Here is a 26034-nt window from a genome sequence, read left to right on the forward strand (position 1 = left end):
GCCGGGGAAGGCACGACGGCGGCGCCCCCGTCGGACGGCGCCGCAGGTGCGGCGGGGGCAGGGTCAGCCGGGGCCGGGCCGCTGGACACAGGCTCCGTGGGTACAGGCTGGGGCTGGCCTGGCTCCGTTTCGGCCGGGCCGGGGCCTGAAGGGCCGGGATCTGCACGCCCCGGATCCCCGGGCTCCGGTCCGGTGGCGGGCGGTGCGGGCGGTTCCGTCGGGACGGGAGGGAATTCGAAACTGCCCGTACCTGAGACGCTGAACCCGTTCACGGTTTCCGCCGTGAAACTCAGCGCCCCGGAACCGTGGCCAGGCGGGGTGAAGCTCCAGTTCCCCGCGCCGTCCACCGGCACCTCAAAGGGTTCCTCCCCCTCAAGCGTGATCCGGACCATGGAACCGGCGGCAACGGCCGAGGCGGGCGCAGCCTGAACGGTGCCTGTCACCGGCTGGCCCGGTTCGTAGGTGCCGCCCGGCGCTGGGGCCGTGACGGTGGGCTTGTTGAGGAACAGTTCCAGCTGGTAGCCGGGCAGGACGGCGAGGCTGTCCCGAAGGCTGGCGCCCACGGCGAAGTTCTGGACCGGCTTGCCGGAAGCATCCGGGACATCACCCGCGGCGTGGGTTCCCACCGCATAGTTGCCGCTCAGGTAGGGGCCTCCGGAGTCTCCGCCGCTGGACTGGACGGCGTAGGACAGGAAGCCGTTGAAGGCGCGCAGGTCGGTGGGGTCGGACGCGTAGCCCGGGCCGGGGACAACGAAGATGCCCACCGCGTCAACGGTCCCGCAGGACCAGGCAGAGGTACGTCCCGACCGGCAGATGGGCATCCCCACCACAGGGTCGGCCGACCCCACGATTTTCACGTCGGGCCCAGGCTGGGACTGGTCACCCCAGGTACTTGCCGCCGGAACGGGATCAAGGCCAGGATTCAGGGATTCAATGACGGAGATGTCCGTCCCCACGTTGCCCACGTACTCGGGATCCAGTGGGTCCTCGATGATGCGGGAGTTGCCGGGCCCGCCGAACTGGCTGAACCCGAACTGTCCCAACACATCCAAGCGGTTGAACTGGAACTCCCGTGTTGCCGTGAGCGCCGCACCATCCGACGCGCAGTGCCCGGCAGAGAGGACAGCGGGCACACCGGCGGGGTCGAACGCGGAAAACCCTGTGGAGCAGACCCACCCGGTGTCCGCGATGTAGCCCACTCCCCCGGGTACGTCGGCCTCGGGCGCAAGGTGCGCGCCGCCGTCGAGCTCCACGTTGGCGTACCGGGCCACGAACTCCGCCGGTGAAACCTTGCCCGTGGCGGCGGCGGGATCGTGTCCCCCGGCGGGCGCCCCGGCGTCGGCCGTGGATTCGGGTGCGTTGACACCGCCGGTCTTGATCACGAATTTTCCGTCTGCGGCCACCACAGCCTGCAGGCCATCGGTACCCACCTGGCGCACATAGGCCTGGAACAGCTGCTCCGTACTGACGGCCAGCCTGGAACCTGCAGCGGACCCCCCGGCAACGTCCCCGGCGGCTTCCTGTCGGACGGCTGGCGGCGCTTCCACAGCCAGCTCCGGGACAACGGCAGTGAGGGCGGCGACCTTCTCCAGCAGCTCGTCACCGGAACCGGTCACCACGATCTGCCCGCTTTCGAGCCGGATCCCCACAAAGCCGGGAACGCCGCGCAGCCGGGAAGCAGCGGCCGCTGCCCTTGTGCCAAGCTCCCCTGCCGCAGCGAACTGCTCCGAGGTCAGGCCGAGGTCGCGCTGCACGGCCTCAGCCAGCGCAACCTCGGAAAGGTGCGTGCCGGTGTCGAAGGTATTGCCAGCGGTGGTACCGGACGGCGGGTCCGCTGCCGGGTCCGAAGTCCCCCACGCCGGGGCCGCGGCAAAGGCGGAGGCCGCCACTAGACCGGCGGCCGCGCCCAGCGACAGCAGCCGGCCCAGGGCGGGTGCCGTCATCGGGCCACTCCCGCGCCGCACAGGGACAGCACGGCGTCCAGCTCGGCGGGGTGCAGGCCGTGGCGCAGGAGGTAGGTGCGGGTGTCCAGGGCGCGGACGAACTCCACAACGGCGCCGCCGCGCTTTTGCAGCAACGGCGCCAGTTCGGCGTCGGCCAAGTAGCGTTCGCGGTCATGCGGCGGGCCGTGGGTCCGGTAGCGCTCATTGATGCCCTCGGCGGCGCGGCGGTAGCCCTCGGCAATGTCCTGGTCGGTGTCGCCGGCCAGGTCCTGGACCATGGCGGCCACCATCCCGCTGCGGTCACGGCCGGCTGCGCAGTGCAGCACCACGCCGCCGCGGTCCGCCGCTTCGGCGAGCGCCCGGAAGACCCCGACGAGCTTCCCGGGGAAGATCCTGGCGTTGTCGGCGTAGTGGGCGGGGTCGTTCAGGTAGGGGCCGGTGAGGGCCGTGAAGTGCGGATGGCCGGGTTCTTCGGTGGGCGCCGACACGATGGCCATGCCTTGCCAGGCGGCCCCCGACACCACAGGGTCGGTGTCCCGGCGGCGCGCTTCTGCGGCGTTGCGAAGGTCGACGACGGTGCGGACGCCGTCGTCGAACGCCTGCTGCCAGCCCTCCTCCGTCAGCCATTCCCGCCGCCCCATCCGGTACACGCCGCCGGCCACGTGCCAAGCGTTGACAGCACCATCCCAGTCCATGGACCCGCCCGCTTTCCTCATCCGCACAGCTAACCACAAGGCGCTGGCAGGGCGCACGTCACAAGACAGGTAGCCATGCAGCGAATATGAGTACAGCGGCACGGTGAGCCGCGCTGCGCGCGGGCGTACGGTACCTGTACATGCTCTGTGCCCGCGGGCGATGTTCGAAGGAGAACTGCGATGGGAACTACAGGATTACGACGGCGGTACCCGGCTTTCGCGGCCGGCCTCGCCGCGCTCGCCCTGACGCTGGGATTCACGGCCGCGCCGGCGGGCGCCGCTCCGCCGCGGGACGTTGATTACGTTGCCTTGGGTGATTCGTACACTGCGGGAACAGGTGCTGGTGGAGCGGAGCGGCCGGCGGGTGTCGACTGCTGGCAAAACCCCGGCGGTTACGTTGACCTGGCAGCAAAAGTCGGCAGCGTGAATTTGACAGGGAACGCTGCGTGTCACGGTGCAGTATTGTCAACAGCCAGCCCCACGTATGATCCCGTCCTGTATACCCCTACAGTTCAGGAACAACTGGCGCTGCTTGCGGGGTCCGGGGCCCTCTCGACTGATACGGAACTGGTGTCCATTACAGCAGGAGCCAATGATCTCGGTTTTGCTTATGTCTTGGGTGTTTGTGCGTTTGCCGATGAGGCCACTTGTCGGGCGACGGTCTCCGCGGCGACGTCCCAGGCCGCTCTTACTTTCCTGAAGAGCAGCCTGATCCAGACGTACGACGCCATCCAGGCGGCCGCCCCGAACGCTAAGGTCGTAGTTCTGGGTTACCCGCTGCTCTTCGACCCGGCAAGCCAATTTGCACCCATTCCGGTGGCAAACCAGGTGCTCATGAATGAAGCCACGTTGACCGTAAACGCGGCTATCGCGGAGGCCGCCGCTCTTGCAGGAGTCCAGTATGTCGATGTGACGAAGCGGTTCGCCGGGCACGAAGTGAATTCGTCTGATCCGTGGTTACAGCTGGACCTGGCAAACTTCGCGGCGGACTATAACTTCCATCCCACCCCTGATGGCCACCGCGCCTATGCTGCGGCATTGCTGGCAGCAGCCAGGCCGGGAGTTCTCGCCCGCCCGTAAGCATCACCTACCCGCGCCGGGCCAGCCTATGCTCCAGCCCGGCGCGGACCATCGGCCATTCGTGCTCAAGGATCGAGAACACCACGGTGTCGCGCAGGATGCCGTCCCGGGTCCGGGAGTGGCTGCGCAGCACCCCGTCCTGCTTCGCACCCAACCGGGCGATAGCCTCGCGTGACTGGTGGTTCAGCCAGTGCGTCCGGAACTCCACGGCCGGGCAGCCGATCACCTCGAACGCGTGGCGAAGGAGCAGGAGCTTGGAGTCGGGGTTGGTACCGGTCCCCTGAACGGAAGCGGCGTTCCAGGTGGAGCCGATCTCGACACGGGGCGTGCCGGCGTCGATATTCATGTAGGTGGTCATGCCGATGATCCTGCCCGGACCGCCCGTCGCGGGATCGATCAGTCGCGTGGTGAACGGCACCATGGACCCCTCATCCTGAAGCCGGAGGCGGCGCCGGATTTCGGCCGCCATGCCGCCCGGCTCAGGCACGGAGGTGTACCAGAGCTTCCACAGTTCGCCGTCCCGGGCCGCCTCCACCAGGCCGTCGTGGTGCTCCTCCGCCAGGGGCTCGAGGATTACATGGCGTCCGGTCAGGGTAAGGGGCTCTAGGAAAGTCACTGCACCAGCCTAGGCCCCGCCGCGGGTGCCGGTTACGCTGGACAGCACCAGGACCCAAGCAAGGGAGTTGACGTGTCAGGAACCAACCCGGACCCGGAGGACGACAAGATCACAGGCCTGGAGCCGGGTGGCGGCGTTCCGCCTGGGGAAACGCCGCCGGGCGAAGCCTCCACCGCCGGCCCCCAGGGCCACGACGAGCACGGGACTCGCAAGAGCACGCAGTTCCTATGGATCGCGATCATCGGGATCGTGGTCCTGTTGTCGCTGCTCTACTTCATTGGCTACATCGTCGGGTTCTTCGACTAGCCCCCGAAGGCGCCGCCCTTAGCTCGGCGAGTCGTTAGCTCGGCCAGTCGAAAAAGCCCTTGCCGGTCTTGCGTCCCAGTTCGCCGCGGGCAACCTTGTCCTTCAGGATCTGCGGCGGCGCGAAGCGCTCCCCCAGCGTGGAGTGCAGGTACTCCGCTATGCCCAGCCGCACATCGAGGCCCACAATATCCGTGGTCCTGAGCGGACCTGTGGGGTGCTTGTACCCCAGGACCATGGCGTTATCGATGTCTTCCGCGGTGGCAACGCCCTCCTCCACCATGCGCATCGCTTCCAGGGCAATGGCCACGCCCAGGCGGGAGGACGCGAAGCCGGGCGCGTCGTTGACCACGACGGCGGTCTTCCCGAGTGCCTCCACCCACCCCTTTGCGGCGGCAGCGAGCCCGGGGGACGTTTGTTCGCCCAGCACCACTTCGATGAGGGTGGATGCCGGCACGGGGTTGAAGAAGTGCAGGCCCAGGAAGTTCTCCGGCCGCTTCAGCTCCCCGGCCAGGCCGTTGATGGACAGCGATGAGGTGTTGGACGCAAGGTATGCGTCGTCGGCCAGCCGTTCCTCGATGCCTCGAAGGGCGGTGACTTTCAATTCCCAATCCTCCGGGACGGCCTCCACCACCAACTGCCGGTCCGCGAATGCGTCGTAATCGACGCCCACCGTCAGGCGGGAAACCATCTCGTCGAGGTTGGCGTCCGTAGCCCCCCGCTCAATGCTTTTCGCTGCCGCTGACTCCACGCGCTCACGGGCCGCTTCGGCTGACTGGTCGTCCCGCTCGACCACCAGCACGTCGGCACCCTTGATGAGGAAAGCGTGGGCGATGCCGGCACCCATGCGGCCGCCGCCGAGGACACCCATCTTCGCGGGCAGCCCGGGTGCTGGTTGCGGGTTGTTCATTGGTCCTTCTTTCCGGTCACACTGCTGGCATGTCCGCCCGCCTTTTTGGCGGCGTTCCTGTCCAGGAATTTCTGCATGCGGTCGAATTTGGCCTCTGATTCGAACAGGATGCCCTGGGCGAGCTGGTCGATCAGCGGGTGCGCCTCCGCCGGGGCGTGGAACACCGACTTGGTGATCCGGAGCGCCAGCGGGTCCTGCCGGCCGATCCGGTCGGCGAGGCCGTGCGCGGCGTCCAGAAGCGCGGCGGGGTCGTGGATCTCGGTGATGAGGTTGACCGCCAGGGCCTCCTCCGCGCCGAGCACTTTGCCGGCCAGCAGGATCTGCTTGGCCACCGGCTCCCCCACGAGTTCCTTCAGCCGCCAGCTTGCCCCGGCCGCGGCGAGGATTCCCAGCCCGGTTTCCGGGTTGCCGATCCGGACGTTCGGCGTGCCGATCCGGAAGTCGGCGGCGTACGCGAGCTCGGCCCCGCCACCCAGGCAGTAGCCGTCCAAAGCCGCGATGACGGGCATGGGCAGCTTGGCGATCCGGACAAATATTGTGGAGTTGATGCCCTGCAGCGCGTCGTCCCGGCGCCGCTCACGCAGCTGGGCGATGTCAGCCCCGGACGCAAACACACCGTTCACCCCGGCAATGATCAGGACCTTCGGGTTCTGTTCCAGGGCGGCACAGACGGTGTGCAGTTCGTCCACCATCTGTTGGTCGATTGCGTTGCGAACCTCGGGCCGGTTGAGCAGCACAACAACCCGGTCGCCGCGCTCCTCCACCAGGAGGGCGTGGAACTTCTCGGCCGCCAGGTCCACGGCGGCCGCCATCAGACTTTCTCCAGCAGCATCGCGGTGCCCTGGCCCACGCCGATGCACATGGTGGCGAGGCCCACCTTGGCGTCCTCACGCTCCATCCGGCCGAGCAGCGTAATGGCGATCCTGGCCCCGCTGGAACCCAGCGGGTGCCCCAGCGCGATCGCGCCGCCGTCGTTATTGACGATGTCCGGTTCAAGCCCAAGCCGGCGGATGCAGGCGAGGGATTGCGTGGCGAAGGCTTCGTTAAGTTCGACGGCGGACAGGTCACCGACGCTGAGGCCGCTCCGCTTAAGGACTTTCTGGGTCGCGGGCACCGGCCCGATACCCATGATCTCCGGCTCGCAGCCGGCGGAGGCGCCGTCGATGATACGGGCCCGCGGGGTCAGGCCAAGGCGTTCAATCGCTGCCTCGGACGCGACGATGATTGCGGAGGCGCCGTCGTTAAGGGACGAGGAATTGCCGGCGGTGACCACCGTCCCGCCGTGCGTCACGGGCTTCAGGTTGGCGAGGACCTCCAGGGTGGTGCCGGGCCGGGGACCTTCGTCGGTGTCCACCACGGTCTCGGCTTTTCGGGATTTGACCGTGACGGGGACGATCTCGTCCTTGAACCGGCCCGCTGCAATCGCGGCAAGGGAGCGTTCGTGCGAGCGGACGGCAAAAGCGTCAGCGTCCTCGCGGGAAATGTTGTCCACGCGGGCCACTTCTTCCGCGGTTTCCGGCATGGAGTAGGTCATCTTGCCGTCCCGGGACCGTGCACCATGCTGGAAGTGGGGGTTGGTGAAGCGCCAGCCGATGGAGGTGTCGAAGATCTGGCCCGGTTTGGCGAAGGCAGTGCTCGGCTTCTCCTGGACCCAGGGGGCCCGGCTCATGGATTCCACGCCGCCTGCGATGACGATGTCCGCGGCGCCGGCCTTGATCATGTGGCTGGCCTGGATGATGGCGCTCAGGCCGGAGGCGCAGAGCCGGTTGACCGTGATGCCGGGGATATGGAGCGGCAACCCGGCCAGGAGGGTGGCCATCCGGGCCACGTTGCGGTTTTCTTCCCCGGCGCCGTTTGCGTTGCCCAGGATGACCTCGTCGATGCTGTCCGGGTGGAGGCCGGCACGGTGCACTGTTTCCCGGAGCACCAGTGCGGCGAGGTCGTCCGGCCGGACGGAGGACAGCGCGCCGCCATACCTTCCGACCGGGGTTCGTACCCCGCCAACGAGGAAAGCCTGCGGCCCTGCGGTTGCAGCCATGGAAACACCCTTCACGCGATTAACAGCACTGTTTATCGGCAGCCGGCAGTTCACTTACCGACCGTTCGTTCTGTAAATAGTACACGGCCGGGCTTCCGTTGCGTACCTTAAGAGTTTTCGTCCAGGCATGCAGAGTTCGGCGACCCGGAAGTCGGCATATCAGGACAGAAACTCTGGGGCTAGAGGGATTCGGCCTTGGCGGCGATCTCGGCGAGATCCTTTGCAAGAGCCTTGCGGGTCGCAGCCAGGCCCATCTTCCCGAACAACGCCATCATGATCCGGGTGGCAGCGGTGGGCTTGACGACGTGGGCTCCGAAGGTCAGCGTGAGGTCGGTGCCGCCGTTCCGCGGCGCGAGGGAGAAGCGCGTCGTGTAGTCAACGCCTCCCTGCACCGCCTTGACGGTGGTGCTGCGCGGCGCATCCACGCTGTCCACCCACATTTCCACCGTCTCTGAACGCCCCAGCATCTTGCGTGTTTCCTTCCAGCGGGTCCCTTGCGCGTAGGGCCCGTCGGTGAGGAGTTGCACCGCTTCCACTCCGGACAACGTTGCCGCCGAGCCCGGGATGTCGGTGATCACGGACCACACCTTTTCCGGGGGCGCCGAGATGTGCTGGGTAAGGGTGGTTGCCTGCTCCATGGATTGAGCCTAGCCGCGGGCGCCGACAATCAACAGCGCGGCGGGAGAGGGCAGCTTGAATTAGTAAGCATGCTTCGTGTTAGGGTGGGGGTGTCAGGTGATCGACGAAACGAAAGGAGTCCATCATGGGCCTCGGAGACAAGATCAGTAATGCTGCAGAAGACCTCGGCGGCAAGGCCAAGGAAGCTGCCGGCAACGCTACTGACAACGACCGCCTGAAGGCCGAAGGCCAGACGGACCAGGTCAAGGCGGACGCCAAGAAGGTTGGCGAAAGCGTCAAGGACGAGTTCAAGCGCGACTAGTCCTTGCTGGCGCAGCCGTAGCGAACGGCGTGCTGCGACAGCCTGAAACGGCGGCGGATCCTTCCGGGATCCGCCGCCGTTCTGCTGTTCCAGCTAAGGTCCCCGGGCTGGCTCGCCGTCACCAGCCGCTTCGGGTGGGTGTGTGCCCCTGCCGGGAGTCGTCGGGCATCGTCATTTCCGCCCGGAGCCCCAGCAGCCGGATGGCCCGGTCCGGTTCGATCTTCGCCACTAGGCCAAGGGCATGCGCCAGTACTTCGTCCGGGTCTGACGTCTCCGGAATTTTGCGCGCATAGGTTTTGGTGATGAAGGGCGCGTACCGTACCTTCAGCGTCAGCCCGATCACCGGACGCCCCTCGGCAGCAACATCCTCAAGCACATGGGCGGCAAGCTCCCGGACGGCGTCGTTCACCTGCCCCGGTTCGGTAAGGTCACGCTGGAAGGTGGTTTCCCGGCTGTGCCCGCGCGCCACCCAGGGAGTGTCATCCACTTCCCGGGCCCCGTCGCCACGTCCGAGCTGCGCATACCAGGGACCCATTTTCGGGCCGAACTCCGGAACCAGGTCGGCCGGGTCGGACGCCGCCAGCCCGGCAACGGTCGTGATGCCAAGCTTCTCCAGTCGCTTCGAAACCTTGCTTCCCACGCCCCAGAGCTCAACGGTGGGCCGGTGCCCCATGACGTCCAGCCAGTTCTCCCCGGTGAGCTGGAAGACTCCGGCCGGTTTGCCGAACGTCGTGGCAACTTTGGCCCGGACCAGGGTGTCGCCAATGCCAACGCTGCAATGCAGCCGGGTTTCCTGCAGGACCGCCTGCTGGAGTTGCCGTGCGTAGGCCTCGGGGTCCCGGGTTTGGACGCCGACGAACGCTTCGTCCCAGCCGAGCACCTGCACGGTGGCGCCCGGCTGCGCGCGCAGTACGGACATGACCTTGTCCGATGCCTCGAGGTACGCCTCGTGGTCCACGGGAAGGATGATTGCGTCCGGCACTTTCCGCGCGGCGATCCGCAGCGGCATACCGGAGCCGACGCCGTACTTCCGGGCCTCGTAGGACGCGGTGGACACCACAGCCCGTTCGGTGGGATCGCCGCGGCCGCCGACAATCACGGGCTTGCCTGCCAGTTCCGGCCGCCGGAGCACCTCGACGGCAGCGATGAACTGGTCAAGGTCGACGTGCAGCACCCAGGGTTCGCTCACAGCCCCCAGTCTGCCCCGGCCGGGCGCCGGGCACCACCCCGGCCGCCCGCCGTCGTAATCGCTGGAACAGTGCGGGGACGCTGAACCGGAACAGCGTCCCCGCAGCATTCCAGCGTCCCCGGCGTGCTGCCGGTGGGACGGAATGGTTCAGCTGTAGAGCTCGGTCTTGGGCTCGTTGTGCTTGACCTTTTGCCAGCCCAGCCACAGGACCACGGCGAAGAAGGGGATGGTGGCCAGGGTCCACAGGCCCAGGTAGAACACCTCACCGGTCTTGCTGGTCATGGTGTCGAAACCGATCAGCACCGTGATGGCGAGCAGGCCGAGCAGGCCGGCCCAGCTGGTCCACGGCGAGCCGGGCATCGGCAGGCTGGAGGTGACGCCCTTGCGGTGGCGCAGGACGATCTGGCTGGCGAAGATGGAGCCCCAGCAGAAGATCACACCGATGGACGCCGTGTTCAGAGCGAGGTCGAAGGCGTGCGAGCCGCCCAGCCAGATGTTCAGCAGGATGCCCACCAGGTAGAACGCGGCGATGCCCAGGATGGCGGCGTACGGGACGTGCCGCTTGGACATCTTGGTTAGCCACTGCGGGGCGTGGCCGTTGTTGGCCATGGTGCGGAACACGCGGCCGATCGAGTACAAACCGGAGTTGCAGGAGGAGAGCGCGGCGGTGATGACGATCATGTTCATCACGTCGCCCACCCAGCCGAGGCCCATCTGGCCAAAGACGGTGACGAACGGGGAGGTGCCGGCCTTGTACTGGTCGTACGGCAGGAGCATGGCCAGCAGGGTCACGGAACCGACGTAGAACACCACGATGCGCAGGACGACGGCGCGGATCGCCTTGGGGACTTCGCGTTCCGGGTTCTGCATCTCGCCCGCGGTGATGCCCACCAGTTCGATGCCGTTGTAGGCGAAGATGACCGCGTTGAGGACCAGGACCATCACCAGGGCGCCCTTGGGGAACAAGCCGCCGTCGGCCGCGAAGAGGTTGGCCACGGAGGCGTTGCCGTCACCCACCTGGGCATTGGTGATCACCATGAAGGTGCCCACGGCCAGGAAGATGAGGATGGCGCCCACCTTGAGGCAGGAGGCCCAGAACTCGAATTCGCCGAAGGCTTTGACGCTGAGCAGGTTGACGGCCACCAGGAGCGCCAGCGCGGCGATGGCCGAGGCTTCCACCGGGACGTTGGGGAAGAAGAACTGGAAGTACAGGCCGATGGCGATGAGTTCGGCGATGCCGGTCATGCCCCAGTTGATGAAGTACATCCAGCCGGAGAGGTAGGCGCCCTTCTTGCCGAACATCTCGCCGGCGTAGCTGACGAACGAGCCGGAGGTCTGGCGGTACATGATGAGTTCGCCCAGGGCCCGCATCAGCAGGTAAGCGATAACGCCGGCGATGGCGTAGGAGAAGATCAGAGCGGGGCCGGTGGAGGCGAGCCGCCCGCCGGCACCCATGAACAGGCCGACGCCGATGGCGCCGCCCATGGCGATCATGGTGACGTGGCGCCTGCCCAGGGTCTTGCTGTAGCCCTCGGCGCTGAGGGAGGAGTCGACGGCGGCTGATGTTGCCGTGGGGTTCTGGAGATCTGTTGGGGTGTTTTGAGGCACAACTGTTCCTTGTGGGTTGGGGGTTGGCCGCATCCGGAACACTGACGATTTCGCTCACAAAATTCGGTGTTCAGCCCTGCGGGGGACTCATTGTGAGCGAAATCTCTCGTGGCGCCGAAGCTTCGCGCGGCTCGTCTATCCTACAAGACTCCTGAGGGTGCTACGTGACGCGCACTACACGGGCCGGGGTTCGAGGGCGGGATCGGGCGACCCGTGCAGGCCATGGGGGCCCAGATATGCGCTCCTGGTGTCGGTGCCGGTGATGTGGCCGGCCAGGATCCCTGCCTGCTGCCATACCGCCGCGAGGGAGCTTGATACCTCGCTCCGGTGCTGGGCGCACTCACCCAGGGCGTAGACGTCATCCTCGTCCTGGACCCGCATCGCGTCGTCCACCACCAGCCCGCGTTCCACAGGCAACCCGCAGAGCACAGCCAGGTCCACATTGGGGCGGATTCCGGCGGCGACCACCACAACGCCGCAGGCAATTTCCGACCCGTCCCGCAGCCGGGCTCCTGACACCTGGTCCCTACCCAGCACGGCTGCCGCCGTGGAGTGCAGGACCTCCACGTCGATGCCGCGGCGCCTCATCCCCTCCACGACGTGTTGACCGAAAGCGGCATGGTAGGCGGACAGCCCGCTGGTGATGACTACCGCCCGGGTGGTGCCTGCCTCGCAGTAGGCGGCCAGTTTGCGGGTGTCAGCGAGGGTGCGGAAGCAGAACACCCCGCGTTTCAGGGAGCCACCGGGTGTGTACAGGCCGTCCAGCAGCGGCAGGTAAGGACGGCTTCCGGTGGCGATGATCAGGCTGTCGTAAGGGGTGACGCGGCCGTCGCCGGAGAAGACATGCCGGGTAAACCGGTTGATCCTGTCCACCCTGACCCCGCTGTGCAGGGTGATGCCGTTGCCCCGGTACCAGGCCAGGGGGTTGAGCAGGATTCCGGCCTCGGACTCCCGCCCTGCCAGGACGCTGCCAAGGAGGGTGCGGTTGTAGTTCCCGTGAGGCTCGTCGCCGAACATCGTGATGCTGAACTGCCGGGCGCCGCCCCTGGCCAGGATCTCCTCCACAGCGCGCGTTCCGGACATGCCGTTGCCGATGACCACCAGCCGCTTACGGGCAGGCGTGGCCGGACGGACGGCCTGCGGATTCGCCGGAGCGGGGTGCATCAGTGTTCCACCATGCCCAGGTCCAGCACCACCGTGCCCCGGACGCCCTCCGGCGCCGCGAGGTAGAGCTCAATGGCGGACCCGGCGTCGATGTCCTCCACCACCCGGAGCGGAACGTGCACGTCGCTTTTGGCGCCGATGGGGAAATAGCGCATGGGCACGCCGTTGCGCATCAGGACAACGGCAATGAGTTCCGGGCTTGAGTTGCCGCCCCGGAAGTAGAGGGTCTGGTTGATCACGCCGTCCGGAACATAATGCGACAGTTCGCTGTGGATGGGGAACAGCTTGTCCATCCCGACGCCGTGGAAGGGGTAGATGCCCTGGAGGAAGAGGTTCTTGGTCAGCACCGGGCAGGATCCTTTCGGACGGGTCATCAGCATGCACTGCCCATCCTCCGCCGCCGATGTTTCAGCCAGCCGGTTCCCCGGTTACGATCCTGCGACGCAAAACTCACACGGAAGCGAGCGAGGCAGCCCGCTTCCGCCGGGCCTTGGCCAGCCTGGTGCCGATCAGGCCCTGCCGCGGGCTGAAGAGGTACACAGCGCCGAACACCACGCCCTGGGTCAGCACCACCATGGCACCCGAAGCCGTGTCCAGGTAATAGCTGATGTAGATGCCGGCAATGGAACACAGGGCCGAAATGGCGGGGGCGATGACCAGCATCCGCGAGAACCGATCGGTCAGCAGGTAGGCCGTGGCGCCGGGAATGATCAGCATCGCCACCACCAGCACCACGCCCACGGTCTGCAGCGCCACCACGGAGGTCAGGGCAAGCAGTCCCAGCAGCAGGGCCCCGAGCCGCCGCGGTGACAGTCCGATGGCGTGCGCGTGTGTCGGATCGAAGGCGTAGAGGGTGAGGTCGCGGCGTTTGAGGATCAGGATGGCGAACGCCACGACGCCGAGCACCAGGACCTGGATGAGGTCCGGGACGCTGACGCCCAGGAGGTTGCCGAAGATGATGTGGTTCAGGTCCGTTTGGCTGGGCGTGACGGAGATCAGCACCAGGCCCAGGGCGAACAGGGACGAGAAGACGATGCCGATCGCGGCGTCTTCCTTCACCCGGCTGGTGTTGCGGACGACGCCGATCAGCGTCACCGCGATCAGCGCGAATGCCAGCGCCCCCAGCGCGAACGGTGCGCCCACAATGTAGGCCAGCACGACGCCGGGCAGCACTGCGTGGGAGACGGCGTCGCCCATGAGGGACCAGCCGATGAGGACGAGCCAGCAGCTCAGCACGGCACAGACGACGGCGGCGAGCGCGGTGGTGACGATGGCGCGCACCATGAAGTCGTACGTCAGGGGTTCCAGGAGCAGTTCCATCAGGCGGTCCGTTCCTTCCGGGCTGAAGGTCCGCGGTGGCCGGGGTCGGCGGGAAGGCCGCGGTTGAGCACGTCCAGGCCGAACGCCATGGCCAGATTTTCGGGCTGCAGCACCTGGGCGGGCGGACCGTGCATGAGGACCTTGTGCATCAGCAGGACCGCTTCGTCGCACAGTTCGGGCAGGGCGTGCAGGTCGTGGGTGGACACCAGGATGGTGCAACCGTCCGAGGCAAGCTCGCGGAGCAGCCGGGTGATGGTGGCCTCGGACCGCTTGTCCACGCCGGCGAATGGTTCGTCCAGGAGCATGGTGGTGGCGCCCTGGGCTATGCCGCGCGCCACGAACGCCCGCTTCTTCTGGCCGCCGGAGAGCTGGCCGATCTGCCGTGCCGCGTAGGCGCCGAGTTCCACCCGGTCCAGCGCTTCGTCAACGGCGGCCCGGTCGGCTTTGGAGGCGCGGCGGGTGAAGCCCTGGTGCCCGTACCGGCCCATCATCACCACGTCGCGGACGGACAGCGGGAACTGCCAGTCGACGTCTTCGCTCTGCGGCACGTAGCCGATCCCGCCTTCCCTGCGTGTCCGCGAAGGTGACTGTCCATGGATCCGGACCGTGCCGGCGTCGGGCTTGATCATCCCCATGATCGCTTTGAAGAGCGTGGACTTGCCTGACCCGTTCATCCCCACCAGCCCGCAGATCCGCGCCGGGTCCAGGCTGAGGGACGCGGCGTCCAGCGCCAGGACCTCGCCGTAGTGGACCGTGACGTTGTCTACGAGGATGGCGGGCGTGGTCATGACCCTACTCCGGTGAGGGCCTTGGTGATGACATCGGCGTCGTGCCGGATCAGGTCCAGGTACGTGGGCACGGGCCCGTCCGCTTCGGACAGCGAGTCAACGTACAGGGTGCCGCCGAACGTGGTGCCGGTGGCGGACACCACCTGCTGCATGGGGGCATCGGACACGGTGGATTCGCAGAAGACCGCCGGAACCTTGTTGGCTTTCACGTACTCGATGGCGCGGGTGATCTGCTGTGGCGTGGCCTGCTGTTCGGCGTTGACGGCCCAGATGTACAGCTCCTTGAGGCCGGCGTCGCGGGCCAGGTAGGAGAAGGCGCCCTCGCAGGTGACCAGGGCACGCTGTGCTTCCGGGACTCCGGCGAGTTCGGTGGTCATCTGGTCCTGCACCGCCTGCAGTTCGGCCTTGTAGGCGTCCCCGTTGGCCCTGAAAGTTTCGGCGTTGTCCGGGTCGAGTTCAGAGAACGCCGTCACCATGTTGTCCACGTATTTCTGGACGTTTAGCGGGGACATCCAGGCGTGCGGGTTCGGTTTGCCCTGGTATGCGTCCTCGCTGATGGGCATGGGATCAACGCCCTCGCTGACCACGGCGTGCGGTACGTCCAGCCCTTCGACGAACTGCGCGAACCAGGCTTCCAGGTTCAAACCGTTGTCCAGGATGAGGTCCGCCTTGGAGGCTTTCCGGATGTCCCCGGGTGTTGGTTCGTACCCGTGGATCTCGGCCCCGGCCTTGGTGATGGATTCGACGGTGAGCTTGTCCCCCGCGACGTTCTTGGCGACGTCGGCCAGGACCGTGAAGGTGGTGAGCACAACCTTCTTGCCGTCCCCGCCCGCACCATTGCCAGCGGCACCGCCTCCGCAGGCGGTCAGCAGGAGGGACAGCACGACGGCGGCAGCAGCCAACGCACGGAAACGAACCTTCGGGGCGCTGGTCCGGGCGGCTACTTTGGCGCACCGAAACGAAAATTTAGGCATACCGAACATTTTACGGGACGCGGGTTCCCCCGGCAACGCACCCTCCCCTCCCCTCCCCCACCCAACTAGGTAGCAGTAGTTGTCGTTTTGGGCCCTCATAACGACAACTACTGCTACCTAGTTGGGGGATAGGGTGAAACCATGGCTACCGCCCACCGCATGCCCCCACCCCCGCAGCCGCAGCTGTACCGGTTCTCTCCCCTGGATGCCACCACCCTGGTGATGTACGTGGCCATCGCCGGTTTCTTCGCAGTGGCCGGTGAACTCCTGGCACCGTTCCTGCGGCAGGTGGCACCGAGCCCGGCCGCCGCCTCCTACGCCGTGAACCTGCTCTTCTACGGCTCTGTGGGCATCCTGGCGCTGCTGGCCGCGCGGAAGGTGGTGGCCCGTGACCTTCGCGTCCTCGCCACCCGGCCCTGGTTCACGCTACTGATGATCCCCGCCGCTGTAATCGCGATGATGATTCTCACGGCCCTGGTAGTGGCCGCCGGCGGCGATGTCCAGACGTCGGCCAACCAGGCCGGGCTGCAGGAACTCATGCAGCAGGTACCGGCCTGGCTGATGGTGCCGGTGATTGTGGTGGCCGGGCCGTTCGTCGAGGAGTACATCTTCCGCCACCTGCTGATCGGCAAGCTCAGCCGGCGGGTCAACATCTGGGTGTGCTGCGCACTGTCAGTGGTCCTGTTCGCCGCCCTGCACATCGTGGGCCAGGAGGCCATCACCCTGACCGCCCTGCTGCCCTACCTCGCCATGGGCGCCACCCTGGTGTTCGTGTACGTCTGGACCGGGAAGAACCTGATGTTCTCCTACTTTGTCCATGCCGCCAAGAACCTGCTCGCCGTCGTCTTCATCTACGCCATCCCGCCCGAACTGTACGAACAACTCCAGCAGGTCCAGGCCTGATCCGCCCGGGGCGGGGTCACCTCCTGCCCGATACCGGGGGTTATCGGGCCGGAAGCGGCCCCGCGTTCTGCATCGGCTGGGGCTGATTACTAGACTTGGACGGTGAGCAACCAGATCCCCACCCCGGTGTCCGACGTCTTCGATCCCACCCGCTGGCGGGTGGTGTCCGGGTTCGAGGACTTCCAGGACATGACCTACCACCGCCAGGTGGAGCGGGATGCCGACGGCGGCTGGGTGCGTGACCTGCCGACTGTCCGGATCGCCTTCAACCGGCCCGAGGTGCGGAACGCCTTCCGCCCCGGCACCGTCGACGAGCTGTACCGCGCCATGGACCACGCCCGCATGACCCCGGATGTGGCCACCGTGCTGCTGACCGGCAACGGCCCCTCCCCCAAGGACGGCGGCCACTCGTTCTGCTCAGGTGGCGACCAGCGGATCAGGGGCCGGGACGGCTATAAGTATGCCGAGGGTGAGACGCATGAAACCATCGACCCCGCCCGGGCCGGCCGGCTCCACATCCTGGAAGTCCAGCGCCTGATGCGGACCATGCCCAAGGTGGTGATCGCCGTCGTCAACGGCTGGGCAGCCGGCGGCGGGCACTCGCTGCACGTGGTGGCGGACCTGACCATCGCCTCGCGCCAGCACGGCAAGTTCAAGCAGACCGACGCCACCGTGGGCAGCTTCGACGCCGGCTACGGTTCGGCGCTGCTGGCCCGCCAGATCGGGCAGAAGGCAGCCCGGGAAATCTTCTTCCTCGCCCGCGAATATTCCGCCGAGGACATGGTCCGGATGGGTGCCGTCAATGAGGCCGTGGACCACGAACGGCTCGAGGATGTGGCCCTGGAGTACGCCGCGGACATCGCCCGCCAGTCCCCGCAGGCGATCCGGATGCTGAAGTTCGCGTTCAACCTTGCCGACGACGGCCTGGCCGGCCAGCAGGTGTTCGCCGGCGAGGCGACCCGGCTGGCTTACATGACGGACGAGGCCGTGGAGGGCAAGGAGGCCTTCCTGCAGAAACGGGACCCCGACTGGTCCAGCTTCCCGCACTACTTCTAAGGAGGCGCGGCAATGAGTGAATCCACCCCGGACAGAGGGCCCTTCAACATCGAGCCCGCCCTGAAGGCCCTCGCGGCCGCCCTCCACGGCGAGGGTCCCGCCGTCGAACTTTCCTTGGGCCCGGACGGCGCGCTGGTGGTGGGACACCGGGAGACGCCCGGCTGTGACGATGCCGTGGCTGTGGTCCGCACCTCCGGTTCCACCGGCACCCCCAAGGCCACCGTCCTGACGGTCGAATCCCTGGCCGCGTCCTCCATGGCCACTGCTCTGGCGCTCAAGGGCGAAGGGCAGTGGCTGCTGGCCCTGCCCGTCCACTACGTGGCCGGCATCCAGGTGCTCGTCCGCTCGCTCTTCGCCGGCACCCGCCCCTGGGTGATGGACATGTCCGGCGGCTTCACGCCCGAGGCGTTCACGGCCGCGGCGCTCGAGCTGACGGACAGGATCCGCTTCACCTCCCTGGTCCCCACCCAGCTGCAGCGGCTCCTGGACAACCCGTCGCCCGAAACCCTCGCCGTGCTCCGCCGCTTCAACGCCGTCCTCCTGGGCGGCGCCCCGGCACCGGCGTCCCTCCTGGCTGCCGCCGCCGAGGCCGGGGTCCGGGTGGTCACCACCTACGGCTCAGCGGAGACATCCGGCGGCTGCGTCTACAACGGCTACCCGCTGGAAGGCGTCTCCGTCCGCGTGGACGGGGACGGGCGGATCCTGCTGGGCGGTGACACGATCGCCGCCGGCTACCTGGAGGCGCCGGATGAGGAGACCGCCACCTTCTTCGAGGAGGACGGCGTGCGCTGGTACCGCACCAGCGACCTCGGCAGCATTGACGACGACGGCCGCCTCACCGTGCTGGGGCGGGCGGACGACGTGATTATCACCGGCGGGGTCAAGGTGTCCGCCGCGCACGTGCAGGAAGAGCTGGAAAAGTCCGACGGCGTCACCGCGGCTTTCGTCGCGGGGGTTCCGTCCGCGGAGTGGGGCCAGGCCGTGGCCGCCTACGTGGCGCTGGCACCGGAAGCCGGGGCCGGCGAAGGCACCCTCCACGAAGCCGCCGGTTCCGCCGGAAGCCGGGACGCCGCCGTCGTCCTTGAACAGGAATGGCGCCGGACGCTGGGGGTCCTTGCCCCCAAAACCGTCATCACCGCCACCGCCCTGCGGATGCTGCCCAACGGCAAACCGGACCGCCTGGCCATGGCCGCCGAACTCAGCGCCCTGCACGGGGGAATGTAGACAGGGAAAGTAGAGTGGACCTGCACTACTGCGGCGGACGCGTGCTCCCTGCCCCGCTGCCCCACCAAACCAACACGAGGTACTGAACGTGGCCACAGCCGCACAATGGATCCAAGGCGCCCGACTCCGAACGCTCCCGGCCGCCATCGCGCCGGTAGTGATCGGGTCCGCCGCCGCCTACGAAATGGATTCGTTCCGTTTGTTCAACGCCATCCTTGCCGCGCTGGTGGCGCTCCTGCTCCAGGTGGGCGTGAACTTCGCCAACGACTACTCCGACGGCATCCGCGGCACCGACGACGACCGCGTGGGTCCGCTGCGCCTCGTGGGCTCGGGGGCTGCGAAGCCGGAGCACGTGAAGCGGGCCGCGTTCGGCACCTTCGCCGCCGCGATGGTGTTCGGGCTGGTGCTGGTGGTCATCACCCAGAGCTGGTGGCTGATCCTGGTGGGACTGGGCTGCGTCCTGGCTGCCTGGGGCTACACCGGCGGCAAGAACCCCTACGGCTACATGGGCCTGGGTGACGTGTTCGTGTTCGTGTTCTTCGGCCTGGTGGCCACGCTCGGCACCACCTACACGCAGGCCGGTCAGATCAACCTGCCGGCGATCATCGGTGCCATAGGTACCGGGCTGATCGCCACCGCACTGCTGATGGCAAACAACGTGCGTGACATCCCCACGGACATGCAGGTGGGCAAAAAGACGCTGGCCGTCCGGCTGGGCGACAAACACGCCCGCGAGAGCTACGTACTGATGCTCGCCGTCGCCATCCTGCTGGTGGTTATCCTGGCCCCCGCACGGCCGTGGATGCTGATTGTGCTGCTGCTGATTCCGGCCTGCCTGATGCCGTCATGGCTGATGATCAACGGCCGCAAGCGCAAGAGCCTTATTCCGGTCCTGAAGCAGACCGGCCTGATCAACCTCGGGTACAGCCTGCTGTTCTCACTCGGGCTGGTGCTGGGCCACGGGTTCTAGGCTTCACTTCCAGGGCCTCCCTTTCCAGGGCTCCCTCTTCAGGGCTCCCTCTTCAGGGGCGGGGCTTGGGGTCCTTGGCATCGTTGTTGATGGTGATGTCCGGGTTGGCGTCCAGCAGGGCGTCCTCGGCGTTGGCGTCCTGGACCTCACCGGCTGACCGCAGCGGCTTGGCCTTGCCGGAGAAGCGGTGCTGCAGGGCCGCCGCTGCCTCGTCCCGCTGCTTTTGGAAGAACAGGTAGCTGAGGGCGAAAGCGATCACGGCCGCGCAGATCACGGACATGATGGCGCCCAGCTGAAGAAGCGTAAACAGCACGAACAGCGGAGCGAACAGAGCCAGGCGGATCAGGGAATATTTCAAAAAGGCCACATTCAAGTTTAGCCGTCTCCCGCCCGGGCCCCCGCGGGCCTGCGGACGATAGACTTAATGCCATGCTCCTCCGTGTGGCTTTGGCCGTGGCAGTCCTCGTCATCTTTGTGTATGGCCTTGTGGACGTAATCCGCACCGACGGCCGCCTCACGCGCGGAATTTCCAAACCTGCCTGGATCGTGGTCATGATCGTCCTGCCGGTCCTCGGTGCCATCCTCTGGCTGCTGATCGGCCGGCCCCGCGGAACGTCCCCGCAGCAGCAGTCCTACCGCCACCCCACAGCACCTGACGACGACCCCGATTTCCTCCGCAACCTCGAAGCGCGCCGCCGGAACGAGGCCGAGGCCGCCCGGCTGAAAAAGCTGAAGGACGAACTCGACGCCAAGGCGAAGGACAACGGCAGCGGTAAGGGCACGCACGAGACCGACGAGCACGATACCGACGGACTGAAGTAGGACGCATGGCCCACACACCTGACGGCGACGACCAGCTGCGGAATGTACCTTCCGGAACTGCCTCCCCGCCAGGTGGGCCAGTCTCGCCCCACCCGGGCAGCGGGCAACCCGCCCGCGCGGATGTCCCCTTTGCCGGACAGCCTGCGCCGCCTCCCCCGACGCAGCACGCACCGCCCCCGCGGCCGGGCCTTTCGTACTCGGCCCCGGCTCCCATTGCCGTCATCCCGCCCGCTCCGGGCAGCATCCGTCACGGCCGGAGCCTGTGGCTTGCCAGTTTCCTGGCCGGGCTCGCTGTCCTCGTGGGCTCATTCTTCACCCGCGACGGTCACCTGGAACGGCTGCGCGGCGTGGTGGAACAGATGGCCCCCGGTGGCGACGCCGAGGCCGTCACCACCGCCACGGGCATCGTGTTCTGGGGAAGCATCGGTGCCCTGCTGCTGGTGACAGTCCTTGAAGCGGCCATGCTGGGCGTTGTGATGGGCCGCCAGGGCTGGGCCAGGTGGGCCCTCGTTCCGCTGCTGATTGGCCACGCCCTGGTCATGCTGGTGGCCACGGCTTTCCTGGTACCCGACGGCGACGGCGGCAGCTATGTCCTGCTGCTCTGGGGCGCCGAGCTGCTGCTGGCCCTCATCGGGCTGGTGATGTTCTTCCTGCCCGCCTCGAATGCCTGGCTGAAGTCCAGCCGTCCCAGCTGACCGTGGATGGGCTGACCGGTGGATGGGCCTCTTCTATCTGGGTTCGAAGAGGCTCACCCACCGGTGATTGAAGGCCTACGCCGGCTGGCGGAGGCGTTGCCTTTGAAGTGCTGACGCTTCCGCCAGCACGCCCTCGCAGCTGCGGATTACAACCCGGCAGGCATCAAGGGCGCCGCGGTCGGTCAGGGGGTTTTCGGCCATGGCACGCCACCGAAGCAGGAAGCGGCGGGCCTCGTCCGAGAGGTTATCGGCGGTTGCCTCCACATCGAGGCCGAGCCGCACGTGCGGCTCCGCCCCCCAGCCCCCAATCAGGCCTTCCGCCTCCGCGGCCAGTTCCGGGCTGAGCGGCACGCCCGTGGTGCGCAGCGTCGCCAGGAGCCGCAGTTCCCGGAATTCGTGGGCATTGGCCTGCAGCCGTTCCAGGGAAGCGGCCAGCTGCCCGTGCCCTTCACGGGGCGAGGACCGCAGGAGCGTCTCGACGCCGACCAGCGCCGTGCGGGCCTTGAGCGCTTCGGCGCGTGCCTGGAACTGCCGTGCGAGCAGGTCAAGCAGCGGGTCCAGCCCGCTGCGCCGGGCCAGTTCGTGGGCCAGCGGGGTGGGTTCGTCGAACCCGTTCCGGATCAGGACGACAGCGAGCCGGATCCCAAAAAGCCCGTACCTGGACAGCAGCGACGTCCGGGCCTCCGCCGGCAAAGCCTCAGGGTTGGACGAACGCAGGAACCTGTCCGCCGAGAGCAGCAGCTTTTCGCGGTCTGCCCGGTCCAGGCCCGCCAGCAGTTGAAGGGACGTAAAGTCCTGCTGGCGCATGGTCCGTGCGCTTTGGGCCAGCAGCCCTGCCACCGGGACAACCCCCAGGGCGAGCTTGCGCAGATTGTGGTCCCGCCGGTACCGCTCGGCGATCTCCCCGGCCGAGAGCATCGAGTCGATGCGGCCCGCGCCTACCTCGTCCGCACGTGACAGGACCGCGAGGGCGTTGACGGTCCCGGACCGGCCTGCCTCGGTATCACGGAAGGACTCCAGGAACCGGAGGTCGGATGCGTGCATATGGCGCATCAGGTAGATAATGGCGTCGGCTTCCGAGGGGGTGTCGCCCGGGGTCAGGAAATCGGTGGAGCGGGCGGAAACGTCCTCCGAAAGCGAGGCGATGCCCGGGGTGTCGATCAGCGTCATGTGCTGCAGCATGGGCGCGGGCCACTCCACATCCAGCCGCTGCACGTCTTCGGCTGCAACCCCGCCAAGCACAAACACCAGCCTGCCGTCCACGCGCTTGAGCGGCAGGGACCGCGGTTCCCCGTCCTTCGGGTGCATGGTGATGCGGGGCGTGCGCCCGTACCGGTACCACGTGACGATCCGCGTGCACTCTCCGGTATCCGTGGGTGCTATCTCCTCGCCGATGATCGCGTTCAGCAGCGTTGACTTGCCGGCCTTCACCATTCCGGCGATGGCAATCCGGAGCGGCTCCGCGAGCCTGCGGGCATAGCCCTGGAGCACCGCGGCGGCAGCCGGGTCGTCCGCGTAGGCTTCGAGCGCGTCCCGGACCAGGCCAGCGGCTCCGGCAACAGTCGAGTGAGTCATCCTGCGCCCACCGCGGATAAGTTCCGGCGCCCGGACGCTGCGGCAGCCGCCGCCACTTCGGCGGCCACTATTTCTGCGGCCCTGTGCAGTGCGTCCACCTTCTTGAGCTCGGCCTTGATGTCCTTGATGCGGACGTCCTTTTGCAGGGCGTAGGTGGTGGCGCTTTTCTGGGCCGCCTGTACAGAGTCGGCAAGCGACCGGTGGTGCTCGTCGGCGATCTCGGTGAAGTGGTCGCGGATGGAGCGCTGGACCAACCGCAGCCGGTCCTTCAGCTGCTTGCCCACCTGGAAGGTGACATCGTCCACCTGGCGGCGGACCAGGGCCTTGGCTTCGCCCTGCCGGCGCTTCAGGCGCGCTTCCTTGTCTTCCCGGTACGCCTTGCGGCCGAGCAGCAGGCCGGCGCCGACGGAAAGCGGGTTGATCAGCGCCATGCCGAAAATGCCGGTCAGGAGGCCAAACATCAGCACACCGCCGTAGGAGCCGCGCATGCCGATCAGGACCTTCTGCATCGGGTTGATACTGCCGTCATCCATTCCGGGCATCGCATCCACAGGGTCCAGGGCGTCACCGGTGTCCGATACCCGCATCACCGGCAGGGTCACCTCTTCGGCGGCGAAGTGTTCAGCCACCTGGGCTGCCAGCCACTGGGCCCGTTCACTGGTCCACACGAACGTGTCCGAGATGGCGGCTGCCGCGCACTCCTCGAGCCACTTCGTGAATTCCGTCCAGGTGGGGCCGGGGTCCCCCTGGTCGATGGCGTTTTCCGCTTCCCGCTGGATGCGCCGGAGCCGGTCCCGGAGGTCGTATTCCATGTCCGCAATGAGGTCGCTGATGCCGTCGTTCAGGGTGATCTGCCAGCGTGCGGAGCGTTTCCGAAGGTCATCGGCTTCGGCTTTGGCCAGCTCCAGCTGGGCGATCATTTGGGGCGTACCCGAGGGGTCCTCAAGCGCCTCCAGCTCGGTCCGCAGGGAGAGCCGCAGGTTCTCCGTGACGGACAGCAGGTCCTGGCTGACGGAGCGGCGCTGGAGACGCTGCGCGTTTCCCACAATGCCGTTGCGCAGGTGCGAGATGAGGGCGGGAAAGCCGGATTCTGCGTTCAGTTCTGCGTCCTGCAGCCGTGACGCCTCAAGGCGGAGGTCCGAGGAAACCGGGATCAACGGAATGTCCGGGGCCACCTTGGCCAGGTGGGCCCTGTCCGCCTCCTCCACGCGGCGCCAATCCGGATACAGATCCGTCTTGGACAGGACACCCGCGACGCTGGGGGTGATCCTCATGGCCTGGCGGAGGAAGCGGAGCTCGGGTTCGGTGTATTCCTGGGACGCGTCGGAGACCAGGAGCATGGCATCTGCGGTGGGCAGCGCCGTGAGGGTGGTCAGGGTGTGGGACGATCCCATGCCGCCGACGCCGGGCGAATCGATGATGGTGAGGCCGCCGGCCAGGACCTTCCGCGGCAGGTAGACCTCGGCTGCCACGAGCTTTTTGCTGTTACCGGGGTTTCCCTGCTCCGAGACGTAGGCGGGCAGGTCGGCGATGGCGATGGGTTGGCGTTCAACGGTGCCTTCATCCGTGGCGTCCGCATCAGCTTTTGGCACCAGGATGGCGGCGGAAGCCTGCTCACCGTGACGGACAACCGTGGGAACGGAGGTGGCGATGTCGTCGTCCACAGGGCAGGCGGGCGCATTCACCAGTGCGTTGATGAGCTTGCTTTTGCCTTGCTTGAACTCCCCCACCACAATGACCCGGATGCTGGGGTCCTTGAGCCGTGCCATGGTCTGGTCGAGGCGCTTGCGCAGGTCAGCCCGGTCCCCCGTGTTCACCAGCTGGAGTCCGTGTCCTACCAGCTTCATGAGCTGCTCGGCTGTTGCCGGCGGCGCCGGTTTTGCCTGACCTTCTTCTGCCACAGCGTTTCCTTTGCGTTGAGCCCCGAAAGTGCATTGCGATCTGGTGTGGGAAGAGCCCGGCAGGAGGCGGCGGCCTCCTGCCGGGCTTTCCTGTCCGTACCGGTTAGCCGGCGGTCGCGTCGTCGCCGGCGAGGGCGACGTTGTTGTCCTCGACGTCGACGTCGATGTCGGTGTTGGCTTCGGAGTTGTCCTGGAAGGAGTCCTCAACCACTACCGGGTTGAAGGAATCTTCCACTTCCAGTTCCGTGGTGGTCTCCTGCGAGTTGTCCTGGAAGGAGTCTTCGATGTCGACCTCCAGCTCCGTGGTGGTGGAGTTGTCCGAGTTGTCCTGGAAGGAGTCCTCGATATTCACGTCCGTGGAGTTGTCGGAGTTGTCCTGGAAGGAATCGTCAATGTCCACGTTGGTGGAGTTGTCCGAGTTGTCGGAGTTGTCCGAATTGTCGGAGTTGTCGTTGAACGAGTCGTCGATGTCCAGGTCGGTGTTGACCGAGTTGTCCGAATTGTCGGAGTTGTCCGAATTGTCGTTGTAGGAGTCGTTGACCGAGTTGTCCGAGTTGTCCGAATTGTCGGAGTTGTCCTGGAAGGAGTCATCGATGTCGACGTCGAGGTCGGTGTTGAAGGAGTCGTCGATGTCCGTCTCTTCGTTGCCGATGTTGACGTCGCCGCCGGCGTGGATGGAGTTGTCGGTGGAGTTATCCGTCGAGTTGTCCGTGTTGTAGGAATCCTCGATGTTGTTGGAATCCCGAACGTAGGCGTCATCGCCGGCGGCAACGGCGCGGTCGCCGGAGGCAACAACGGAGTCGTTGTCGAACCACTGCTCCACGTCGCCGTCGGCCCAGATGTTCTGGTTGACGGACTGGTCGGTGATGGTGTCGCGGTCGTCCACCGTGGAGGTGTAGGAGTAGTTGTTCACCACATGGTGGAGCTGCTGCACTGCGTGGCCGTGGTCGTCTCCACCGTGGTTGCCGCCGCCGTGGCCGCCACCTCCGTGATGGCCGCCGCCGCCATGGTTGCCGCCACCGGTGCTGCCGCCGCCGCCGTTGTGGTCGGTGGAGGGACGGTTGCCGCCGGTGTTGTACTCACGGTCGAAGCGGGAGGCGTTGATGGTGACGGGGGCGTAGTCGAGGACTACCGGCATTGCGGCGTCGACATCTGCCGAGCAGACCTTGCCCAGGCCGTGGTCTTCCAGAACCTTCTCCGGGTCATCCAGGAATTCCTGCGCGGCCTGGCGGTCTCCGAAGAGGTGCATCAGGAACTGGACGAGATCGTTTGCGAGTGTCATTTGATGGTCCCCTGCATTTCTATGAGTTGGGTGGCACC

Annotated in this window: 27 protein-coding genes; 9 read left to right on the forward strand and 18 right to left on the reverse strand. The window is 66.8% G+C overall.

Annotated elements, in window-relative coordinates; all coding sequences use genetic code 11:
• Both ACYQ1Z_RS02830 and ACYQ1Z_RS02835 read right to left on the reverse strand, forming a co-directional pair.
• A partial coding sequence (locus ACYQ1Z_RS02830) for a S1 family peptidase (RefSeq protein WP_459790933.1) occupies positions 1 to 1943 on the reverse strand: 1943 nt, incomplete at its 3' end.
• Entirely contained in the window at positions 1940 to 2638 is a 699-nt protein-coding gene (locus ACYQ1Z_RS02835) for a tyrosine-protein phosphatase (protein ID WP_459790934.1), read from the reverse strand. The genes ACYQ1Z_RS02830 and ACYQ1Z_RS02835, both read right to left, overlap by 4 nt.
• Positions 2639 to 2818: 180 nt before the next feature.
• Between ACYQ1Z_RS02835 and ACYQ1Z_RS02840 the strand changes: the two genes are divergently transcribed.
• The gene (locus ACYQ1Z_RS02840) at positions 2819 to 3718 is read left to right on the forward strand and encodes an SGNH/GDSL hydrolase family protein (protein ID WP_459790935.1); all 900 of its coding nucleotides are present in this window, start codon (positions 2819 to 2821) and stop codon (positions 3716 to 3718) included.
• Positions 3719 to 3725: 7 nt separating this feature from the next.
• Here ACYQ1Z_RS02840 and ACYQ1Z_RS02845 read toward each other — a convergent pair whose 3' ends face one another.
• Positions 3726 to 4334 carry a GNAT family N-acetyltransferase gene (locus ACYQ1Z_RS02845; protein ID WP_459790937.1) on the reverse strand — a complete coding sequence of 203 codons (609 nt, stop codon included), beginning with the start codon at positions 4332 to 4334 and terminating at the stop codon, positions 3726 to 3728.
• A 72-nt stretch (positions 4335 to 4406) separates the two neighbouring features.
• Here ACYQ1Z_RS02845 and ACYQ1Z_RS02850 point away from each other — a divergent pair, with 72 nt between their 5' ends.
• Positions 4407 to 4640, forward strand: coding sequence for a DUF6480 family protein (locus ACYQ1Z_RS02850; RefSeq protein ID WP_009356646.1), 234 nt, complete (start codon positions 4407 to 4409; stop codon positions 4638 to 4640).
• 34 nt (positions 4641 to 4674) lie between these two features.
• Here ACYQ1Z_RS02850 and ACYQ1Z_RS02855 read toward each other — a convergent pair whose 3' ends face one another.
• The 4 genes from ACYQ1Z_RS02855 to ACYQ1Z_RS02870 form a co-directional block, all read right to left on the reverse strand.
• A complete protein-coding gene (locus tag ACYQ1Z_RS02855; protein WP_459790938.1) occupies positions 4675 to 5547 on the reverse strand; it encodes a 3-hydroxyacyl-CoA dehydrogenase family protein in 873 nt (290 codons plus the stop codon).
• Positions 5544 to 6359 carry an enoyl-CoA hydratase/isomerase family protein gene (locus ACYQ1Z_RS02860; RefSeq protein ID WP_459790939.1) on the reverse strand — a complete coding sequence of 272 codons (816 nt, stop codon included), beginning with the start codon at positions 6357 to 6359 and terminating at the stop codon, positions 5544 to 5546. The genes ACYQ1Z_RS02855 and ACYQ1Z_RS02860 overlap by 4 nt, the downstream gene beginning before the upstream one ends.
• A complete protein-coding gene (locus tag ACYQ1Z_RS02865) occupies positions 6359 to 7585 on the reverse strand; it encodes a thiolase family protein (RefSeq protein WP_459790940.1) in 1227 nt (408 codons plus the stop codon). Before ACYQ1Z_RS02865 ends, ACYQ1Z_RS02860 begins: the two co-directional genes overlap by 1 nt.
• A gap of 179 nt (positions 7586 to 7764) precedes the next feature.
• Positions 7765 to 8223: an SRPBCC family protein gene (locus ACYQ1Z_RS02870; protein WP_459790941.1), complete on the reverse strand. Its 459-nt coding sequence runs from the start codon at positions 8221 to 8223 to the stop codon at positions 7765 to 7767.
• Positions 8224 to 8348: 125 nt separating this feature from the next.
• Between ACYQ1Z_RS02870 and ACYQ1Z_RS02875 the strand changes: the two genes are divergently transcribed.
• Complete coding sequence (locus tag ACYQ1Z_RS02875) at positions 8349 to 8525, forward strand: CsbD family protein (protein ID WP_459790942.1); 177 nt, start codon at positions 8349 to 8351, stop codon at positions 8523 to 8525.
• 118 nt (positions 8526 to 8643) lie between these two features.
• Here the strand turns inward: ACYQ1Z_RS02875 and ACYQ1Z_RS02880 are convergent, their stop codons facing one another.
• The 7 genes from ACYQ1Z_RS02880 to ACYQ1Z_RS02910 form a co-directional block, all read right to left on the reverse strand.
• Positions 8644 to 9714 carry a DNA polymerase IV gene (locus ACYQ1Z_RS02880; RefSeq protein WP_459790944.1) on the reverse strand — a complete coding sequence of 357 codons (1071 nt, stop codon included), beginning with the start codon at positions 9712 to 9714 and terminating at the stop codon, positions 8644 to 8646.
• 147 nt (positions 9715 to 9861) lie between these two features.
• Entirely contained in the window at positions 9862 to 11322 is a 1461-nt protein-coding gene (locus ACYQ1Z_RS02885) for an amino acid permease (RefSeq protein WP_459790946.1), read from the reverse strand.
• Positions 11323 to 11496: 174 nt separating this feature from the next.
• Entirely contained in the window at positions 11497 to 12486 is a 990-nt protein-coding gene (locus ACYQ1Z_RS02890) for an NAD(P)/FAD-dependent oxidoreductase (protein WP_459790947.1), read from the reverse strand.
• Entirely contained in the window at positions 12486 to 12833 is a 348-nt protein-coding gene (locus tag ACYQ1Z_RS02895; RefSeq protein ID WP_459790948.1) for a molybdopterin oxidoreductase, read from the reverse strand. Before ACYQ1Z_RS02895 ends, ACYQ1Z_RS02890 begins: the two co-directional genes overlap by 1 nt.
• Before the next feature lie 103 nt (positions 12834 to 12936).
• On the reverse strand, positions 12937 to 13806 hold the full coding sequence (locus tag ACYQ1Z_RS02900; RefSeq protein WP_459790950.1) for a metal ABC transporter permease: 870 nt from the start codon (positions 13804 to 13806) through the stop codon (positions 12937 to 12939).
• Positions 13806 to 14594, reverse strand: a complete 789-nt coding sequence (locus ACYQ1Z_RS02905; protein WP_459790951.1) for a metal ABC transporter ATP-binding protein — start codon at positions 14592 to 14594, stop codon at positions 13806 to 13808. Before ACYQ1Z_RS02905 ends, ACYQ1Z_RS02900 begins: the two co-directional genes overlap by 1 nt.
• Positions 14591 to 15568, reverse strand: a complete 978-nt coding sequence (locus ACYQ1Z_RS02910; protein ID WP_459790953.1) for a metal ABC transporter substrate-binding protein — start codon at positions 15566 to 15568, stop codon at positions 14591 to 14593. Before ACYQ1Z_RS02910 ends, ACYQ1Z_RS02905 begins: the two co-directional genes overlap by 4 nt.
• Before the next feature lie 141 nt (positions 15569 to 15709).
• Here ACYQ1Z_RS02910 and ACYQ1Z_RS02915 point away from each other — a divergent pair, with 141 nt between their 5' ends.
• From ACYQ1Z_RS02915 to ACYQ1Z_RS02930, 4 genes are all read left to right on the forward strand, one after another.
• Positions 15710 to 16471 (forward strand): CPBP family intramembrane glutamic endopeptidase, encoded by a 762-nt coding sequence (locus ACYQ1Z_RS02915; protein ID WP_459790954.1) that lies wholly within the window; start codon positions 15710 to 15712, stop codon positions 16469 to 16471.
• 102 nt (positions 16472 to 16573) lie between these two features.
• The gene (locus tag ACYQ1Z_RS02920; RefSeq protein ID WP_459790955.1) at positions 16574 to 17527 is read left to right on the forward strand and encodes a 1,4-dihydroxy-2-naphthoyl-CoA synthase; all 954 of its coding nucleotides are present in this window, start codon (positions 16574 to 16576) and stop codon (positions 17525 to 17527) included.
• Positions 17528 to 17539: 12 nt separating this feature from the next.
• The gene (locus ACYQ1Z_RS02925) at positions 17540 to 18751 is read left to right on the forward strand and encodes an AMP-binding protein (RefSeq protein WP_459790956.1); all 1212 of its coding nucleotides are present in this window, start codon (positions 17540 to 17542) and stop codon (positions 18749 to 18751) included.
• An 88-nt stretch (positions 18752 to 18839) separates the two neighbouring features.
• Positions 18840 to 19721: a 1,4-dihydroxy-2-naphthoate polyprenyltransferase gene (locus ACYQ1Z_RS02930; RefSeq protein WP_459790958.1), complete on the forward strand. Its 882-nt coding sequence runs from the start codon at positions 18840 to 18842 to the stop codon at positions 19719 to 19721.
• A 52-nt stretch (positions 19722 to 19773) separates the two neighbouring features.
• On the opposite strand, the gene ACYQ1Z_RS02935 is transcribed toward ACYQ1Z_RS02930, so the two are convergent.
• On the reverse strand, positions 19774 to 20088 hold the full coding sequence (locus ACYQ1Z_RS02935; RefSeq protein ID WP_459790959.1) for a DUF4229 domain-containing protein: 315 nt from the start codon (positions 20086 to 20088) through the stop codon (positions 19774 to 19776).
• A gap of 62 nt (positions 20089 to 20150) precedes the next feature.
• On the opposite strand from ACYQ1Z_RS02935, the gene ACYQ1Z_RS02940 reads away from it, so the two are divergent.
• Positions 20151 to 20543: a PLD nuclease N-terminal domain-containing protein gene (locus ACYQ1Z_RS02940; protein ID WP_459790961.1), complete on the forward strand. Its 393-nt coding sequence runs from the start codon at positions 20151 to 20153 to the stop codon at positions 20541 to 20543.
• 5 nt (positions 20544 to 20548) lie between these two features.
• Positions 20549 to 21238 (forward strand): hypothetical protein, encoded by a 690-nt coding sequence (locus tag ACYQ1Z_RS02945; protein WP_459790963.1) that lies wholly within the window; start codon positions 20549 to 20551, stop codon positions 21236 to 21238.
• 75 nt (positions 21239 to 21313) lie between these two features.
• On the opposite strand, the gene ACYQ1Z_RS02950 is transcribed toward ACYQ1Z_RS02945, so the two are convergent.
• From ACYQ1Z_RS02950 to ACYQ1Z_RS02960, 3 genes are all read right to left on the reverse strand, one after another.
• A complete protein-coding gene (locus ACYQ1Z_RS02950; protein ID WP_459790964.1) occupies positions 21314 to 22813 on the reverse strand; it encodes a dynamin family protein in 1500 nt (499 codons plus the stop codon).
• A complete protein-coding gene (locus ACYQ1Z_RS02955) occupies positions 22810 to 24660 on the reverse strand; it encodes a dynamin family protein (protein ID WP_459790983.1) in 1851 nt (616 codons plus the stop codon). The genes ACYQ1Z_RS02950 and ACYQ1Z_RS02955 overlap by 4 nt, the downstream gene beginning before the upstream one ends.
• Positions 24661 to 24817: 157 nt before the next feature.
• Positions 24818 to 25996: an IniB N-terminal domain-containing protein gene (locus ACYQ1Z_RS02960; RefSeq protein WP_459790965.1), complete on the reverse strand. Its 1179-nt coding sequence runs from the start codon at positions 25994 to 25996 to the stop codon at positions 24818 to 24820.
• Positions 25997 to 26034 lie beyond the last annotated feature (38 nt).

Source organism: Arthrobacter sp. AD-310 (assembly GCF_054656615.1).

Bases quoted from the DNA above. Each gene is read 5' to 3' on its own strand.
- ACYQ1Z_RS02855 (WP_459790938.1), bottom strand. From the start codon at position 5,547: ATGAACAACCCGCAACCAGCACCCGGGCTGCCCGCGAAGATGGGTGTC.
- ACYQ1Z_RS02870 (WP_459790941.1), bottom strand. From the start codon at position 8,223: ATGGAGCAGGCAACCACCCTTACCCAGCACATCTCGGCGCCCCCGGAA.
- ACYQ1Z_RS02865 (WP_459790940.1), bottom strand. From the start codon at position 7,585: ATGGCTGCAACCGCAGGGCCGCAGGCTTTCCTCGTTGGCGGGGTACGA.
- ACYQ1Z_RS02900 (WP_459790950.1), bottom strand. From the start codon at position 13,806: ATGGAACTGCTCCTGGAACCCCTGACGTACGACTTCATGGTGCGCGCC.
- ACYQ1Z_RS02960 (WP_459790965.1), bottom strand. From the start codon at position 25,996: ATGACACTCGCAAACGATCTCGTCCAGTTCCTGATGCACCTCTTCGGA.
- ACYQ1Z_RS02950 (WP_459790964.1), bottom strand. From the start codon at position 22,813: ATGACTCACTCGACTGTTGCCGGAGCCGCTGGCCTGGTCCGGGACGCG.
- ACYQ1Z_RS02915 (WP_459790954.1), top strand. From the start codon at position 15,710: ATGGCTACCGCCCACCGCATGCCCCCACCCCCGCAGCCGCAGCTGTAC.
- ACYQ1Z_RS02905 (WP_459790951.1), bottom strand. From the start codon at position 14,594: ATGACCACGCCCGCCATCCTCGTAGACAACGTCACGGTCCACTACGGC.
- ACYQ1Z_RS02840 (WP_459790935.1), top strand. From the start codon at position 2,819: ATGGGAACTACAGGATTACGACGGCGGTACCCGGCTTTCGCGGCCGGC.
- ACYQ1Z_RS02925 (WP_459790956.1), top strand. From the start codon at position 17,540: ATGAGTGAATCCACCCCGGACAGAGGGCCCTTCAACATCGAGCCCGCC.
- ACYQ1Z_RS02945 (WP_459790963.1), top strand. From the start codon at position 20,549: ATGGCCCACACACCTGACGGCGACGACCAGCTGCGGAATGTACCTTCC.
- ACYQ1Z_RS02940 (WP_459790961.1), top strand. From the start codon at position 20,151: ATGCTCCTCCGTGTGGCTTTGGCCGTGGCAGTCCTCGTCATCTTTGTG.
- ACYQ1Z_RS02875 (WP_459790942.1), top strand. From the start codon at position 8,349: ATGGGCCTCGGAGACAAGATCAGTAATGCTGCAGAAGACCTCGGCGGC.
- ACYQ1Z_RS02835 (WP_459790934.1), bottom strand. From the start codon at position 2,638: ATGGACTGGGATGGTGCTGTCAACGCTTGGCACGTGGCCGGCGGCGTG.
- ACYQ1Z_RS02955 (WP_459790983.1), bottom strand. From the start codon at position 24,660: ATGAAGCTGGTAGGACACGGACTCCAGCTGGTGAACACGGGGGACCGG.
- ACYQ1Z_RS02890 (WP_459790947.1), bottom strand. From the start codon at position 12,486: ATGCACCCCGCTCCGGCGAATCCGCAGGCCGTCCGTCCGGCCACGCCT.
- ACYQ1Z_RS02910 (WP_459790953.1), bottom strand. From the start codon at position 15,568: ATGCCTAAATTTTCGTTTCGGTGCGCCAAAGTAGCCGCCCGGACCAGC.
- ACYQ1Z_RS02860 (WP_459790939.1), bottom strand. From the start codon at position 6,359: ATGGCGGCCGCCGTGGACCTGGCGGCCGAGAAGTTCCACGCCCTCCTG.